This window comes from Acidovorax sp. KNOB132 (assembly GCF_057541515.1).
Genome location: NZ_BAAJYT010000089.1, coordinates 1 through 14,169 on the forward strand (window position 1 = coordinate 1; position 14,169 = coordinate 14,169).

At 67.3% G+C, this 14,169-nt stretch carries 12 protein-coding genes; 5 read left to right on the plus strand and 7 right to left on the minus strand.

Going from position 1 to position 14,169, the window contains the following annotated elements; all coding sequences use genetic code 11:
• A partial coding sequence (locus tag AC27IO_RS13260; protein WP_498739186.1) for a purine nucleoside phosphorylase YfiH/LACC1 family protein occupies positions 1-813 on the plus strand: 813 nt, incomplete at its 5' end.
• On the opposite strand, the gene AC27IO_RS13265 is transcribed toward AC27IO_RS13260, so the two are convergent.
• Positions 721-1,068, minus strand: a complete 348-nt coding sequence (locus tag AC27IO_RS13265) for a hypothetical protein (RefSeq protein ID WP_498739187.1) — start codon at positions 1,066-1,068, stop codon at positions 721-723. The two genes, AC27IO_RS13260 and AC27IO_RS13265, sit on opposite strands and share 93 nt — an antisense overlap.
• Positions 1,069-1,201: 133 nt before the next feature.
• Here AC27IO_RS13265 and AC27IO_RS13270 point away from each other — a divergent pair, with 133 nt between their 5' ends.
• The 3 genes from AC27IO_RS13270 to phbB all read left to right on the plus strand — a co-directional run bounded on the left by AC27IO_RS13270 (position 1,202) and on the right by phbB (position 5,173).
• Complete coding sequence (locus tag AC27IO_RS13270; protein ID WP_284431155.1) at positions 1,202-2,926, plus strand: PHA/PHB synthase family protein; 1,725 nt, start codon at positions 1,202-1,204, stop codon at positions 2,924-2,926.
• 108 nt (positions 2,927-3,034) lie between these two features.
• Complete coding sequence (locus AC27IO_RS13275; RefSeq protein ID WP_498739188.1) at positions 3,035-4,216, plus strand: acetyl-CoA C-acetyltransferase; 1,182 nt, start codon at positions 3,035-3,037, stop codon at positions 4,214-4,216.
• Between the two features lie 219 nt (positions 4,217-4,435).
• Positions 4,436-5,173, plus strand: coding sequence for an acetoacetyl-CoA reductase (phbB, locus tag AC27IO_RS13280; RefSeq protein ID WP_284404332.1), 738 nt, complete (start codon positions 4,436-4,438; stop codon positions 5,171-5,173).
• 410 nt (positions 5,174-5,583) lie between these two features.
• Here the strand turns inward: phbB and AC27IO_RS13285 are convergent, their stop codons facing one another.
• From AC27IO_RS13285 to dapC, 6 genes are all read right to left on the minus strand, one after another.
• Positions 5,584-7,629, minus strand: a complete 2,046-nt coding sequence (locus AC27IO_RS13285) for an ABC-F family ATP-binding cassette domain-containing protein (RefSeq protein WP_498739189.1) — start codon at positions 7,627-7,629, stop codon at positions 5,584-5,586.
• 144 nt (positions 7,630-7,773) lie between these two features.
• Positions 7,774-8,715 (minus strand): 50S ribosomal protein L3 N(5)-glutamine methyltransferase, encoded by a 942-nt coding sequence (gene prmB, locus AC27IO_RS13290; RefSeq protein WP_498739190.1) that lies wholly within the window; start codon positions 8,713-8,715, stop codon positions 7,774-7,776.
• Positions 8,712-9,887, minus strand: a complete 1,176-nt coding sequence (dapE, locus tag AC27IO_RS13295; protein ID WP_498739191.1) for a succinyl-diaminopimelate desuccinylase — start codon at positions 9,885-9,887, stop codon at positions 8,712-8,714. The genes prmB and dapE overlap by 4 nt, the downstream gene beginning before the upstream one ends.
• A gap of 40 nt (positions 9,888-9,927) precedes the next feature.
• Positions 9,928-11,088 (minus strand): PilT/PilU family type 4a pilus ATPase, encoded by a 1,161-nt coding sequence (locus AC27IO_RS13300; protein WP_272569512.1) that lies wholly within the window; start codon positions 11,086-11,088, stop codon positions 9,928-9,930.
• A gap of 83 nt (positions 11,089-11,171) precedes the next feature.
• Positions 11,172-11,996, minus strand: coding sequence for a 2,3,4,5-tetrahydropyridine-2,6-dicarboxylate N-succinyltransferase (gene dapD, locus AC27IO_RS13305; RefSeq protein WP_272569511.1), 825 nt, complete (start codon positions 11,994-11,996; stop codon positions 11,172-11,174).
• A gap of 8 nt (positions 11,997-12,004) precedes the next feature.
• Complete coding sequence (gene dapC / locus AC27IO_RS13310; RefSeq protein WP_498739192.1) at positions 12,005-13,207, minus strand: succinyldiaminopimelate transaminase; 1,203 nt, start codon at positions 13,205-13,207, stop codon at positions 12,005-12,007.
• 212 nt (positions 13,208-13,419) lie between these two features.
• Between dapC and AC27IO_RS13315 the strand changes: the two genes are divergently transcribed.
• On the plus strand, positions 13,420-14,109 hold the full coding sequence (locus AC27IO_RS13315) for a methyl-accepting chemotaxis protein (RefSeq protein ID WP_498739193.1): 690 nt from the start codon (positions 13,420-13,422) through the stop codon (positions 14,107-14,109).
• Positions 14,110-14,169: the final 60 nt, after the last annotated feature.

A 14,169-nucleotide genomic window follows, 5' to 3' on the forward strand; every position in this document is an offset into this window, starting at 1 on the left:
GGCGTGAGCGCCGCGCCCTACGGCGCCCTCAACCTGGGCGACCACGTGGGGGACGATCCGCAGGCGGTGCAGGCCAACCGGCGCATCCTGGGCGACGCGCTGCGCTGGGGCGGCGGCCAGACGGCCCGGCCCGTCTTCCTGCGCCAGGTGCATGGCTGGCAGGTGGCCGCGCTCGGCCCCGACACCTCGGACGGCACCGAGGCCGATGCCTGTACGGCCACCGGGCCAGGTGTGGCCTGCACGATCATGGTGGCCGACTGCCTGCCGGTGCTGCTGACCGATGCGCGCGGCACCCGAGTGGCGGCCGCGCATGCGGGCTGGCGGGGGCTGGCAGGGCAGGACGGCCGCGGCGTGCTGGAAGCAGCCTTGGAGTGTTTTAGGCCTCCAGCACAATCAGAACTAGGGCATATTGCTATAAAAAATGTAGCATCTGCTTCGCCGGCGCAGAAATCCGTGGCGGAGCCGGTGGCCGACTCCCGGGCTGATTGCATCGCCTGGCTGGGCCCCTGCATCGGCCCGACGGCGTTCGAAGTGGGCCCGGAAGTGCGCGCCGCGTTCTGCGACGCCCTGCCTGCGGCCGACCGGCATTTCAGCCCGCAGGGCGGAGGCAAATACCTCGCCGATCTGGCCGGCCTGGCGCGGCAGCGGCTGCAATCCCTGGGCGTGGACCGCGTCTACGGCAATGACGGCAGCGCCGCGTGGTGCACCGTGGGCCAGCCGTCACGGTTCTTTTCGCACCGGTACGGCAGCGCCTTCGGCGGCAGCGGGCGCTTCGCCGCCTGCATCTGGCTCGACCGCGCCGCCGGCGGCTGATGCCGGCGCTGGCGTGGGGGCGGGCGTCTGCCCTGCAGCAGCTGCCTGCGCGGCCTCGCGCTCGGCCAGCTGCCGCGCATGGATCGCGCGTTTGCGGCCCGGCGTGCCCAGGATGTACACCACGATCGACATGGGCAGCAGCCCGTAGAGGGCGAAGGTGATGAGGGCGCCAAGCACCGTGCCGTTCGGGGCCATGGCTTCGGCCACCGCCATCAGCAGCGTGACATACAGCCATCCAATGACAACGAGATACATGTGAGGGCCTGGGTTGGAAGGCAGTTGGTGAAAAAAGGCAAGCGGCGTTGCCACGGTGCTCGCCGCTCGGCAACAATGGCCGCAATGGTCCGCCCCTGACGCGGCCATGCATATTCTTGTGGAGGAGACGAACATGGCGGATTCTGAAGCACCCTGGGGAGCGGACACCCAGGCATTCCAGCAGTTCCAGCAAATGCTGGGCAAGGGCTGGACCCAGGCGATGCAGGCTTTCCAGCAGGCCGCCCCTGCGGGCGCTGCCGGCGCCTTCGCCAAGGCGCCTGCTGCTTCGGTGCAGTTCGCCCCCGAAAAGCTCGCGGCCCTGCAGCAGCAGTATGTGAAGGAGGCCACCGCGCTGTGGACGCAGGGGGCGCAGGCCAACGCCAGCGCGGACCGCCGTTTCAGCGGCGAGGCCTGGGCTCAGAACCCCGTGGCCGCCTTCTCGGCGGCGGCCTACCTGCTCAACGCGCGCACCCTCATGGGCCTGGTCGATGCGGTCGAAGCCGATGCCAAGACCCGCGCGCGCATCCGGTTCGGCGTGGAGCAATGGATGGCTGCCATGGCGCCCAGCAACTTCCTCGCCTTCAATGCCGAGGCCCAGAAGAAAGCCATCGAAACGCAAGGCGAGAGCATCGCCAAGGGCGTGGCCAACCTGCTGCACGACTTGCGCCAGGGCCACGTCTCGATGACCGACGAAAGCCTGTTCGAGGTCGGCCGCAACGTGGCCACCACCGAGGGGGCGGTCGTGTTCGAAAACGCGCTGTTCCAGCTCATCGAATACAAGCCGCTCACGGACAAGGTGCACGAGCGGCCCTTCCTCATGGTGCCGCCGTGCATCAACAAGTTCTATATCCTCGACCTGCAGCCCGAGAACTCGCTGATCCGCCATGCGGTGAGCGAGGGGCACCGCACCTTCGTCGTGAGCTGGCGCAATCCGGACGATTCGCTGGCCCATCAAACCTGGGACGACTATGTGCAAGAGGGCGCGCTGGCCGCCATCGGCACGGTGCAGGACATCACCGGCGCGGCGCAGATCAACGCCCTGGGTTTCTGCGTGGGCGGCACCATCCTGAGCAATGCGCTGGCCGTGCTGGCCGCGCGCGGCGAAGAGCCGGTGGCGAGCGCCACCTTCCTCACCACGCTCATCGACTTTTCCAACACCGGCATCCTGGACGTGTTCATCGACGAGGCGTTCGTGCAGTTCCGCGAGCTGCAGATGGGGAAGGGCGGCATGATGAAGGGGCAGGATCTGGCCTCCACATTCAGCTTCCTGCGGCCCAACGATCTGGTGTGGAACTACGTGGTGGGCAACTACCTCAAGGGCGAGACGCCGCCGCCGTTCGACCTGCTCTACTGGAACAGCGACAGCACCAATCTGCCCGGGCCCTTCTATGCCTGGTACCTGCGCAACTTCTACCTCGAGAACAACCTGGTGCGGCCCGGCCGGCTCACGGTGTGCGGCGAAGCCATCGACCTGAACCTCGTGGATTTGCCGGTGTACATCTACGGCTCGCGCGAAGACCACATCGTGCCCATCGACGCGGCCTACGCCTCCACCCAGGTGCTGCCGGGCAAGAAGCGCTTCGCGATGGGCGCATCCGGCCACATCGCCGGCGTGATCAACCCGCCCGCCAAGAAAAAGCGCAGCCACTGGCTGCGCGAGGACGGCCAGTTGCCCGGCACGCTCGACGAATGGCTCAAGGGCGCCACCGAGCACCCTGGCAGCTGGTGGACCGACTGGTCGCGCTGGCTCAAGGGCCATGCGGGCAAGCTGGTCGCGGCGCCCAAGGCCTATGGCCGTGGCACGCGTTTCAAGGCCACCGAACCGGCGCCGGGGCGCTACGTCAAGCAAAAAGCCTGACGCCGCAGTGCGCGCGCCGGGCGGCTGACACAATCGGCCGCACGGGCGCGCCGCGGCCCGCAGGGCTCCCCGATTTCAAGATTCCCGTTTCTGCACAAAAGGACTGATATGGAAGACATCGTCATCGTTTCCGCCGTTCGCACGGCCGTGGGCAAGTTCGGCGGCGCGCTCGCCAAGACCCCCGCCACCGAGCTGGGCGCCATCGTCATCAAGGAGGCCCTGGCCCGCGCCAAGGTGCCGCTGGACCAGGTCGGCGAAGTCATCATGGGCCAGGTGCTGACGGCCGGCGTCGGCCAGAACCCCGCGCGCCAGGCCATGATGAAGGCCGGCGTGGCCAAGGAAACCCCCGCCCTCACCATCAACGCCGTCTGCGGCTCGGGCCTGAAGGCCGTCATGCTGGCCGCCCAGGCCATCGCCACGGGCGACAGCGAGATCGTGGTGGCCGGCGGCCAGGAGAACATGAGCCTGTCGCCCCACGTGCTCAACGGCTCGCGCGAAGGCCAGCGCATGGGCGACTGGAAGATGACCGACACCATGATCGTCGACGGACTGTGGGACGTGTACAACCAGTACCACATGGGCATCACCGCCGAGAACGTGGCCAAGGAACACGGCATCACCCGCGAGCAGCAGGATGCGCTGGCCCTGGGCAGCCAGCAGAAGGCCGCCGCGGCACAGGACGCCGGCAAGTTCGCCGATGAGATTGTGACCGTCAGCCTGGCGCAGAAGAAGGGCGACCCCGTGCTCTTCAACGCCGACGAATACCTCAACCGCAAGACCAATGCGCAAGCCCTGTCGGGCCTGCGCCCGGCCTTCGACAAGGCCGGCTCCGTCACCGCGGGCAATGCGTCGGGCCTGAACGACGGCGCCGCCGCCGTGGTCGTGATGAGCGCCAGGAAGGCCGCCGAACTGGGCCTGGAGCCCCTGGCACGCATCGTGTCCTACGGCACCAGCGGCCTGGATCCCGCCACGATGGGCATGGGCCCGGTGTCGGCGACCCGCAAGGCGCTGAAGCGCGCCGGCTGGACCGCGGACGACGTGGACCTGTTCGAGCTGAACGAGGCCTTCGCCGCCCAGGCCTGCGCGGTGAACCAGGCTTTGGGCCTGGATGCCGCCAAGGTGAACGTGAACGGCGGCGCCATCGCCATCGGCCACCCCATCGGAGCGTCTGGCTGCCGCGTGCTCGTCACGCTGCTGCACGAGATGAAGCGCCGCGGCGCCAAGAAGGGCGTGGCCGCCCTGTGCATCGGCGGCGGCATGGGCGTGTCGCTGGCGGTCGAGCGGGCCTGAGCGGCGCGCGGTGCTTCGACCACCGCGCTGCTGCATTAAGCCAAAAGCCGCACTTCGGTGCGGCTTTTTTTTTGCCTGCGGCGTGGCTGCTGCGGTTCTGATAGCACGCGGGGCCCGCACGGCTTTGTCAAAATTTGTGTGGCTCGGTGTTTTCCTCAGCGGCCGGGCGTGGAATCTTGGTTAGAGTGCTCGCGTGAATCGTTGATAAGGAGAACTCACATGAACCAGAAAGTAGCGTATGTCACAGGGGGCATGGGTGGCATCGGAACGGCCATCTGCCAGCGTTTGCACAAGGATGGTTTCAAGGTCATCGCGGGCTGCGGGCCCACGCGCGACCACGCCAAATGGTTGGCCGAGCAAAAGGCGCTGGGCTACACCTTCTATGCCTCGGTGGGCAATGTCGGCGACTGGGATTCCACCGTGGAGGCCTTCACGGCCACGAAGGCCGATCACGGCACCATCGACGTGCTGGTGAACAACGCGGGCATCACGCGCGACCGCATGTTCCTCAAGATGTCGCGCGAAGACTGGGATGCGGTCATCGAAACCAACCTCAACAGCATGTTCAACGTGACCAAACAGGTCGTGGGCGACATGGTGGAAAAGGGCTGGGGCCGCATCATCAACATCAGCAGCGTGAACGGCGAGAAGGGCCAGGCCGGCCAGACCAACTATTCCGCCGCCAAGGCAGGCATGCACGGCTTTTCGATGGCGCTGGCGCAGGAACTGGCGACCAAGGGCGTGACGGTGAACACCGTGAGCCCGGGCTACATCGGCACCGACATGGTGAAAGCCATCCGTCCCGACGTGCTGGAAAAGATCGTGGCCACGGTTCCGGTCAAACGCCTGGGCGAACCGAGCGAGATCGCATCGATCATCGCCTGGCTCGCCTCGGAAGAGGGCGGCTACGCCACGGGGGCCGATTTCTCGGTCAACGGCGGCTTGCACATGGGCTGAACGGCGGATGCCACTTTTCGCGGCACCCGTCAAGGCAACAAAAACCCCGCCGAGGCGGGGTTTTTTCAATTTGGGGGGAGGAAATGGGGAGAAGGGAAGGAGGCGCTGGCGGAGGCTGTGGTGTCGAAGTGACCTGAGCCTTCTGGGCCGAAGCGCCAGCCCTCAGAGGCGGGCCGGTGCGCGCTTGCGGTCGCGTTCGTCTTCGGGCCAGGCGGACATGATAGCGGTGGTAGTCATACGGTTATCTCCTGTGATGGATGAACAACGCCCCGCCCGGAAGGCCCGTTGACAGAAGAATGCAAAAAAAACGCAACCAGTTGGCGGCGATTTTTTTGCTCCTAAAAACGTAGCTAATCAATGAGGCCCCCTTTGCCACTAAACCTGAATTCAGTGGCAATGGTTACATGGTTTTACGCTTCGCCGGCTTGAGATTCGAGGGTTTCCACCTCGGATGAAATTTCCAGCCAGCGCTCTTCAAGCTGGTCGGTTTCGTCGGCACAGGCTTTCAGCCTACGCCCGTTTTCCGCGATTTCGGCCGGCGGCAGGAGCTGGGTCAGGCGTTCCTCGATCTCGGCTTTCTCGGCGGTAAGCGCGGCCAAGCGTTGGTTGACCTTCTCCAGCTCGCGCTTCAAGGGCCGGGTTTTCTCGGCCAGCTGCTGCCGGGCCTGGGCACCCAGCTTGCGTTGTTCCCGCGCATCGCGCGCCACGGGCGCAGCGGCCACTGGTGCGGGCGTCACCGAAGGCGCAGGGGCAACGGGCGCTGCCACCGGCGCAGCGGCCACCACCGGCACCACGGGTGCCGACGAAGCCGCGGACTCGGCCGCCTTGGCCTGCTCGCGCAGGCGTTTGGATTCTTCCAGCAGGTAGCGCTGGTAATCGTCCAGATCGCCGTCGAACGGGCCGACCACGCCGCGTCCCACCAGCCAGAATTCATCGCACACCGCCCGCAGCAATGCCCGGTCATGGCTGACCAGCATCACGGTGCCTTCGAACTCGTTGAGCGCCATGGACAGCGCCTCGCGGGTGGCCAGGTCCAGGTGGTTGGTAGGCTCGTCCAGCAGCAGCAGGTTGGGGCGCTGCCAGACGATCATCGCCAGCACCAGGCGGGCCTTTTCGCCACCGCTCATCGTGCCGACCGATTGCTTGACCATGTCGCCGGAGAAATTGAAGCTGCCCAGGTAGCTGCGCAGGTCCTGCTCGCGGCTGGGTTCGCGGGCGTTGGGACCCAGTTCCTTGGCCAGGCGGATCATGTGCTCCAGCGGATTGTCGGAAGGCCGCAGCACGTCCAGTTCCTGCTGCGCGAAGTAGCCGATCGACAAGCCCTTGCCCTCGATGACCGAACCGGCCAGCGGCTTCATCTCGCGCGCGATGGTCTTGACCAGCGTGGACTTGCCCTGGCCGTTCGCGCCCAGGATGCCGATGCGCTGGCCTGCCAGCACGGAGCGGCTCACGTGCCGCAGGATGGTCGTCGGCTCGCCTTCCTCGGGCGTGTACCCGAACGACGCGTCGCTGATCGCCAGCATGGGGTTGGGCAGGTTGACCGGCTCCTTGAATTCAAAAGTGAACTCCGCCTCGGCCAGCAGGGGCGCGATCTTTTCCATGCGCTCCAGCGCCTTGACGCGGCTTTGTGCCTGCTTGGCCTTGCTGGCCTTGGCCTTGAAGCGGTCGATGAACTTCTGCAGGTGGGCGATCTTGTCCTGCTGCTTGGCGAACGAGGCCTGCTGCAGCTCGATCTGCTGGGCACGCAGTTCCTCGAAGCGGCTGTAGTTGCCGCCGTAGCGGTTCAGCTGGGCGTTCTCGATCTGCAACGTGACGTTGGTAATGGCATCGAGAAATTCGCGGTCATGGCTGATGACGATCAGCGTGCCGGCATAGCGCTTGAGCCACGCTTCCAGCCACACCAGAGCGTCCAGGTCCAAGTGGTTGGTGGGTTCATCGAGCAGCAGCAGGTCGCTGGGGCTCATCAGCGCCCGCGCCAACTGCAGGCGCATGCGCCAGCCGCCGGAGAAGCTGTTCACGGGGTGCTCCAGCTCGGACACGCGGAACCCCAGGCCCAGGATCAGCGCCTGGGCGCGCGGCACGGCATCATGGTCGCCCGCATCGGCCAGGTCGGAATAGGCATGCGCGATGGCCATGCCGTCCTCGTCCTGCTCGGCCTGGACCAAGGCCTGGCGCAGTTCGGCCAGTCGCGTGTCGCCGTTGAGCACGAATTCGGTGGCCGATTCCGAGGTCTCCGGCATGTTCTGCGCGACCTGGGCCATGCGCCACTGCGGTGGAATGAAGAAGTCGCCGCCATCCTCGTGCAGCGTGCGGTTGAGCAGTGCGAACAGGCTGGATTTGCCCGCGCCGTTGCGCCCGACCAGGCCCACGTTCTCCCCGGGGTTGATGGTGACGGAGACGCGGTCGAGCAGGACCTTGGCGCTGCGGCGCAAGGTGACGTTTTTGAGTGTGATCATCGATAAGAACCAGCAAGGGCGTTCAAAAAACGCCCGAAGAAAAAACGGGGGGCTGGATGGCAAGCACCAGCCCGGCGCGCGCCGCAAACGGCAGCCCGCGCGAAGGGAGCAGGGCGCCTGGGCGCCCCGGTCGGCAGTGCGAAATCAGGTCGGGTGTGCCACCAGTGCCTCGCGGGTGATTAGCAGCACCTGGTCCTCGCCAGCGCTCGTGTCGAGCCAGAACACAGGCAGGTCCGGAAAGGCTGCTTCGAAATGGCTGCGCTCGTTGCCGATCTCCAGCACCAGCACGCCGTCTTCGCTCATGCAGCCGGGCGCCTGCGCCAGCAGGCCGCGCACGAAGTCCATGCCATCCAGGCCACCGGCCAGGGCCAGTGCGGGCTCGGCAAGGTACTCCTGGGGCAGCGCCGCCATGCTCTGGGCATTCACGTAGGGGGGGTTGCAGAGGATCAGGTCCCACGGGCCCGGCACAGCGTCCAGCCCGTCGGACTGTTGCAAGGCCACGCGCTCTTGCAGGCCGTGCTTGTCCACATTGATGCGGGCCACGGCCAGCGCGTCAGGCGAGATGTCGGCCCCGGTGACCTGCACGTCCGGATAGACCATGGCCGCCAGGATGGCCAGGCTGCCGTTGCCGGTGCACAGGTCCAGCACGGCCCGCGTCTGCTCACCCAGAAACCCGTCGATGCCGCCGTCCGGTGGCGGATTCACCAGCAGTTCGGCGATGAAGCTGCGCGGCACGATGGCACGCTCGTCCACGTAGAACGGAACGCCCTGCAGCCACGCTTCGCGCGTCAGGTAGGCCGCGGGTTTGCGGGTTGCGATGCGCTCTTCGAAGAGCGCGGCCACGCGGGCTTGATCGGCCGCAGCCACGGTGCGGGCGGAGACGGGCTCCAGGCCATCGTCCAGCGGCTCGTCCAGGGCAATGCCCAGGCGCCACAGCACCAGCCACACAGCCTCGTCGCGCGCATTGGCGGTGCCGTGCCCGAAGGCCACGCCCGAGGCCTCCAGCCGCGCGGTGCCGGAGGCGATCAGGGCGCCGACCGTGTCGCCATGCACCTGGGCCCCGGTGGTTCGCGCCGTTTCGCTCATGCAGCCGCCTGTGCGTTCAGATGCTCGAGCGTGCGGCGGTAGATGTTCTTCAGCGGCTCGATGTCGGCCACGACCACGTGCTCGTCGATCTTGTGGATGGTGGCGTTGGGTGGGCCCAGTTCGATCACCTGCGGGCAGATCTGCGCGATGAAGCGCCCGTCGCTGGTGCCGCCGGTGGTGGACAGCTCGGTGTCCAGGCCCGTTTCATCCAGCACCGCCTGCTGCACGGCCCGCACCAGTTCGCCGGGCTCCGTGAGAAAGGGCTGCCCGCCCAAGGTCCAGGACAGGCCGTATTCGAGGCCGTGGCGGTCCAGCAGCGCATGCACGCGCTGCTTCAGGCCCTCGGCCGTCGATTCGGTGGAAAAGCGGAAGTTGAAGTCGATCACCACCGCGCCCGGGATGACGTTGGTCGCGCCCGTGCCGCCGTGCATGTTGCTGATCTGCCAGCTGGTGGGCGGAAAGAAGGCGTTGCCCTCGTCCCAGCGGATGGCGGCCAGTTCGGTCAGCGCCGGCAGGGCCTGGTGGATGGGGTTGCGCGCCAGTTGCGGGTAGGCGATGTGGCCCTGCACGCCCCGCACGGTGAGCCGCCCGCTCAGGGTGCCGCGGCGGCCGTTCTTGATCATGTCGCCGGTCTTTTCGACCGAAGTGGGTTCACCCACGATGCAGTAATGCAGCGCCTCGCCCCGCTCGCGCAGCCGATCGACCACCACCTTGGTGCCGTCCACCGAGGGGCCTTCTTCGTCGCTGGTGAGCAGGAACGCGATCTGCAGGCCCGGCTCGGGCGTGGCTGCCAGAAACTCTTCCACGGCGACGACGAAGGCGGCGATCGAGGTCTTCATGTCGCTCGCGCCGCGCCCATAGAGCTTGCCGCCGCGGTGCATGGGCGTGAAGGGATCGCTGCCCCATTGCTCGACGGGGCCGGTCGGCACCACATCGGTGTGGCCGGCGAATACTATGGTTTTGATAGCGTCATGCCCTAGTGCTGATTGCGCTGCGGGCCGTTTTGCCCACAGGTTGCTGACGCGGAAATCTTCCGGTCCGCTGTCCATGCGTTCGCAGTCGAAGCCGAGCGGCCGAAGGCGGTCGGCCAGCAGCTCCAGGCAGCCCGCGTCGTTCGGGGTGATGGAGGGGCGGGCAATGAGCTGTTCGGCCAAGTGCAGGGTTCGGGACATCGTTTGGGCAGGCGGTTCGGGCGAAGGAGGGCGGGGCAGGTCAGGACGGCTTGACGTCCAGCACGATCTCGGTAAAGGACGGCTGGTCTTCCTCTTCCCGCGCGGCCTCGCTCTGGGCTTTGGCGTTCTTGGAGGCCAGGGAGAAATCGTTCTGCAGCCGCCACATCAGGTTGGTGGGCGAGTCGGCATAGGCCATGCCTTCCTTGCGGTCGATGCGGCCTTCGAGGATGAGCTGGGCCAGCGCCTCCTCGAACGTCTGAGAGCCTTCGGCCATGGACTTCTCCATGGCCTCGCGCACGCCCGAGAAGTCGCCCTTCTCGATCAGGTCGCCCACCAGCTTGGTGTTGAGCATGACCTCGACGGCGGGCACGCGCTCGCCGGCCGGGGTGCGAACCAGGCGCTGCGACACGATGGCCTTGAGCGCCGAGCCCAGGTCGCCCAGCATGGTGGGACGCACCTCGACGGGGTAGAAGCTCAAAATCCGGTTGAGCGCGTGGTAGCTGTTGTTGCCGTGCAGGGTGGCCAGGCACAGGTGCCCCGACTGCGCATAGGCGATGGCGGCGGACATGGTCTCGCGGTCGCGGATTTCACCGATCAGGATCACGTCGGGCGCCTGGCGCAGGGCGTTTTTCAGGGCGGTCTGCAGCGACTGCGTGTCGGCGCCGATCTCACGCTGGTTCACGATCGACTTCTTGTTGCGGAACTGGTATTCGACCGGGTCTTCCACGGTCAGGATGTGGCCGGTGAGTTGCTCGTTGCGGCTGTCGATCATCGAGGCGAGCGTGGTGCTCTTGCCCGAGCCCGTGGCGCCGACGACCAGCAGCAGCCCGCGCTTTTCCAGGATGAGGTCGCTCAGCACCGGCGGCAGGTTCAGCGAGGCCAGCGGCGGAATGTGCTGCGCGATGAAGCGGATCACCACCGCGTAGCTGCCGCGCTGGCGCATGGCGCTCACGCGAAAGCGCCCGACACCGGTGAGCGGCACGCCCATGTTGAGTTCGCCGGTTTCCTCCAGCTCCTCGATGCGGTCGGGCGAGACGATCTCGGCCAGCAGGTTCTTCGGCGCGTCGGCCGGAAGCACCTGGCTGTTGATCGGCACGCACTCGCCGTTGATCTTGATCAGCGCCGGCGCGTTGGCCGAGAGGTACACGTCCGACGCCCGCTTTTCGGCCATCAGTCGAAGAATCCGTTCCATCGTGCTCATGGGGATTGCTCTTTCGTTCGTCGGGGTGCGGGTCGCGGGTGGACGGGCGGATCGGATCCGGGGTGGTGCGGCGTGCGGTGCTGTCAGTCGCGCAGCAGGTCGTTCAGGCTGGTGGTGGAGCGGGTCTTGGCATCCACCTTCTTGACGATGATGGCGGCGTACATGCTGTAGCGGCCATTGTCCTTGGGCAGGTTGCCGCTCACCACGACCGAGCCGGCCGGCACGCGGCCGAAGCTGGTCTCGCCGGTGGCGCGGTCGTAGATGGGGGTGCTCTGGCCGATGTACACGCCCATCGAGATGACGGAGTTCTCTTCCACGATCACGCCTTCGACGATCTCCGAGCGCGCGCCGATGAAGCAGTTGTCCTCGATGATGGTCGGGTTGGCCTGCAGCGGCTCCAGCACGCCGCCCAGCCCCACGCCGCCGGACAGGTGGACGTTCTTGCCCACCTGGGCGCAGCTGCCCACGGTGGCCCAGGTATCGACCATGGTGCCTTCGTCCACGTAGGCGCCGATGTTCACGTAGCTGGGCATCAGGATGGCGCCCTTGGCGATGTAGCTGCCGCGGCGCGCCACGGCGGGGGGCACCACGCGCACGCCGGTGGCGGCCATTTCCTGGGCCGACAGGTGGCCGAACTTCGTGGGCACCTTGTCGTAGAAGCCCAGCTCGCCGGCCTTCATGATTTCGTTGTCCTTGAGGCGGAACGACAGCAGCACGGCCTTCTTGATCCACTGGTGCACCGTCCACTGGCCCACGCCTTCGCGCGTGGCCACGCGCAGCTTGCCGTTGTTCAGCTCGGCGATCACGTGTTCCACGGCATCCTGCACCTCCTTGGGGGCCGCGGCGGGCGAGAGGCTGGCGCGGTTGTCCCAGGCGTTGTCGATGAGGGTCTGAAGTTGTTGGGTCATGGGTCGGTTCAGGGATGGGATTGGATGAATTGCACGATGCGCTGGGCTGCCTCCACGCATTCTTCGGCTTCGGCCACCAGGGCCATGCGGATGCGTTGCGCGCCGGGGTTGACGCCGCCGGCCTCGCGGGCGAGGTAGCTGCCGGGCAGCACCGTCACATTGTATTGAGCGAGCAGTTCGCGGGCGAACTGCGCATCGGTCAGGCCCAGGGCGTCGGGCACGCGGGCCCAGAGGTAAAAGCCCGCGTCGGGCAGCGCCACGTCCATCACGCGGGCCAGCAGCGGCGTGACTTCTTCGAACTTGCGGCGGTAGAGCGCGCGGTTCTCGTCCACGTGCTGCTCGTCGTTCCAGGCTGCGATGCTCGCGCCCTGCACGGCCGGGCCCATGGCGCTGCCATGGTAGGTGCGGTAGAGCAGGAAGGCCTGGATCAGCCGGGCATCGCCCGCCACGAAGCCGCTGCGCAAGCCGGGCACGTTGCTGCGCTTGGACAGGCTGGTGAAGGCGACCAGGTTGCGGAAATCGGCGCGGCCGAGCTGGGCCGCGGCCTCCAGCCCGCCCAGCGGCGGCTCGCCCTGGAAGTAGATCTCGCTGTAGCACTCGTCCGAGGCGATGACGAAGCCGTGGCGGTCGCTCAGCTCGAAGAGCTTTTGCCATTCGGCCAGCGGCATGACCGCGCCTGTGGGATTGCCCGGGGAACACACGAAGAGCAGCTGCGTGTTCTGCCAGACGCCCTCGGGCACGCTGTCCCAGTCCACGGCGAAGTTGCGGGCCGGGTCGCTGGGCGCGTAGTAGGGCGTGGCGCCCGACAGCAACGCCGCGCCTTCGTAGATTTGATAGAAGGGATTGGGGCAAACCACCGTTGCGCCCGCGCGCGTTGGGTCGATGATGGTCTGCGCGAAGGCGAACAGCGCCTCGCGCGATCCGTTGATGGGCAGCACCTGGGTGGCGGCGTCCACCGCCAGGCCGTAGCGCCGCTGCATCCAGTCGGCGCAGGTCTGGCGAAGTCGCGGCTCGCCGGCCGTGGCGGGGTAGCTGGCCAGGCCCGACAGGCTTTGGGTGAGCGCTTCCTTGATGAAGGCAGGCGTGGGGTGGCGGGGTTCCCCCATGCCGAGGCTGATGGCGCGGTACGACGCGGGGGGCGTGACCCCCGCGAAGAGCTGTCGCAGCCGCTCGAAGGGGTAGGGCTGCAGGTGGGAGAGCAGGGGATTCATGGGCCGCCATTATGGTGGATGGAGCGCCGCCTTCCGCCGGGTACGCGCCCACCCGCAGTGGCCCCGGGAAGGGGTTGGCGGGGCGGTGGAGACGGGCCGGCGCGCGCCGTGTTCGCCGCCGGTGGCACGGTTTCGGGTTCGGCGCGCGTCAATCGCGCGTAAGTCGCAGCCTTTAGCATTCGCGCACTAAAAGCGCTTGGGGAGACATCGGAATGGGTTCATTTTCGCCAATGGGGCCGGGCGTGCGGCTGATGCGCCGCCTGGCGCTGCCCGCCAAGATGGCGCTGCTGTCGGGCACCGCGTTGGCTTCGATGCTGGCCTTGGCGCTGGCCACGCAGGGCCGCTGGTGGTGGTTCGCTGCCGGAAGCGGTCTGGTCGCCTACCTGGCGGCGGCGATGCACCGCGGCATGGCGGACGACCTCGCGGTGCTGGCCCATGCCATGGACAGCGCGGCGCGCGGCGACCTGGGAGCGCGGCCGCGCATCGCGGGGCAGGACGAAATGGCGCGACTGGGTGGCCTGCTGGAGCGCATGGTGCTCATGCTGTCGTCGATGGTGGCCGACATCCGCAGCAATGCCGCGCTGGTCGCCCACGCCGGCGAAAGCCTGGCCGCGGACAACCGGGCGCTGGCCGAGCGCACCGAGCAGCAGGCCGCCAATCTGGAGCAGACCGCCGCGAGCGTCGAACAACTGTCCTCCACAGTGCAGCAGAACGCCGAAACCGCCCGCTCGGCGGACCAGCAGGCGGCCCAGGTACGCACCTCGGCCGATGCGGGCGCGCAGGCCATGGGCCGGGCGGTGCAGTCGGTCGAGGCCATCCAGCAGGGGGCGAGCCGCATGGCCGAGATCACGGCGGTGATCGACGGCATCGCCTTCCAGCGACCAAACCATTCCTGGCGCTGAACGCGGCGGTGGAGGCCGGCCCGCGCCGGGGTGAGCAGGGCCGGGGATTCGCCGTGGTGG

Bases quoted from the DNA above. Each gene is read 5' to 3' on its own strand.
- AC27IO_RS13265 (WP_498739187.1), bottom strand. From the start codon at position 1,068: ATGTATCTCGTTGTCATTGGATGGCTGTATGTCACGCTGCTGATGGCG.
- AC27IO_RS13270 (WP_284431155.1), top strand. From the start codon at position 1,202: ATGGCGGATTCTGAAGCACCCTGGGGAGCGGACACCCAGGCATTCCAG.
- AC27IO_RS13275 (WP_498739188.1), top strand. From the start codon at position 3,035: ATGGAAGACATCGTCATCGTTTCCGCCGTTCGCACGGCCGTGGGCAAG.
- phbB (WP_284404332.1), top strand. From the start codon at position 4,436: ATGAACCAGAAAGTAGCGTATGTCACAGGGGGCATGGGTGGCATCGGA.
- AC27IO_RS13285 (WP_498739189.1), bottom strand. From the start codon at position 7,629: ATGATCACACTCAAAAACGTCACCTTGCGCCGCAGCGCCAAGGTCCTG.
- prmB (WP_498739190.1), bottom strand. From the start codon at position 8,715: ATGAGCGAAACGGCGCGAACCACCGGGGCCCAGGTGCATGGCGACACG.
- dapE (WP_498739191.1), bottom strand. From the start codon at position 9,887: ATGTCCCGAACCCTGCACTTGGCCGAACAGCTCATTGCCCGCCCCTCC.
- AC27IO_RS13300 (WP_272569512.1), bottom strand. From the start codon at position 11,088: ATGAGCACGATGGAACGGATTCTTCGACTGATGGCCGAAAAGCGGGCG.
- dapD (WP_272569511.1), bottom strand. From the start codon at position 11,996: ATGACCCAACAACTTCAGACCCTCATCGACAACGCCTGGGACAACCGC.
- dapC (WP_498739192.1), bottom strand. From the start codon at position 13,207: ATGAATCCCCTGCTCTCCCACCTGCAGCCCTACCCCTTCGAGCGGCTG.
- AC27IO_RS13315 (WP_498739193.1), top strand. From the start codon at position 13,420: ATGGGTTCATTTTCGCCAATGGGGCCGGGCGTGCGGCTGATGCGCCGC.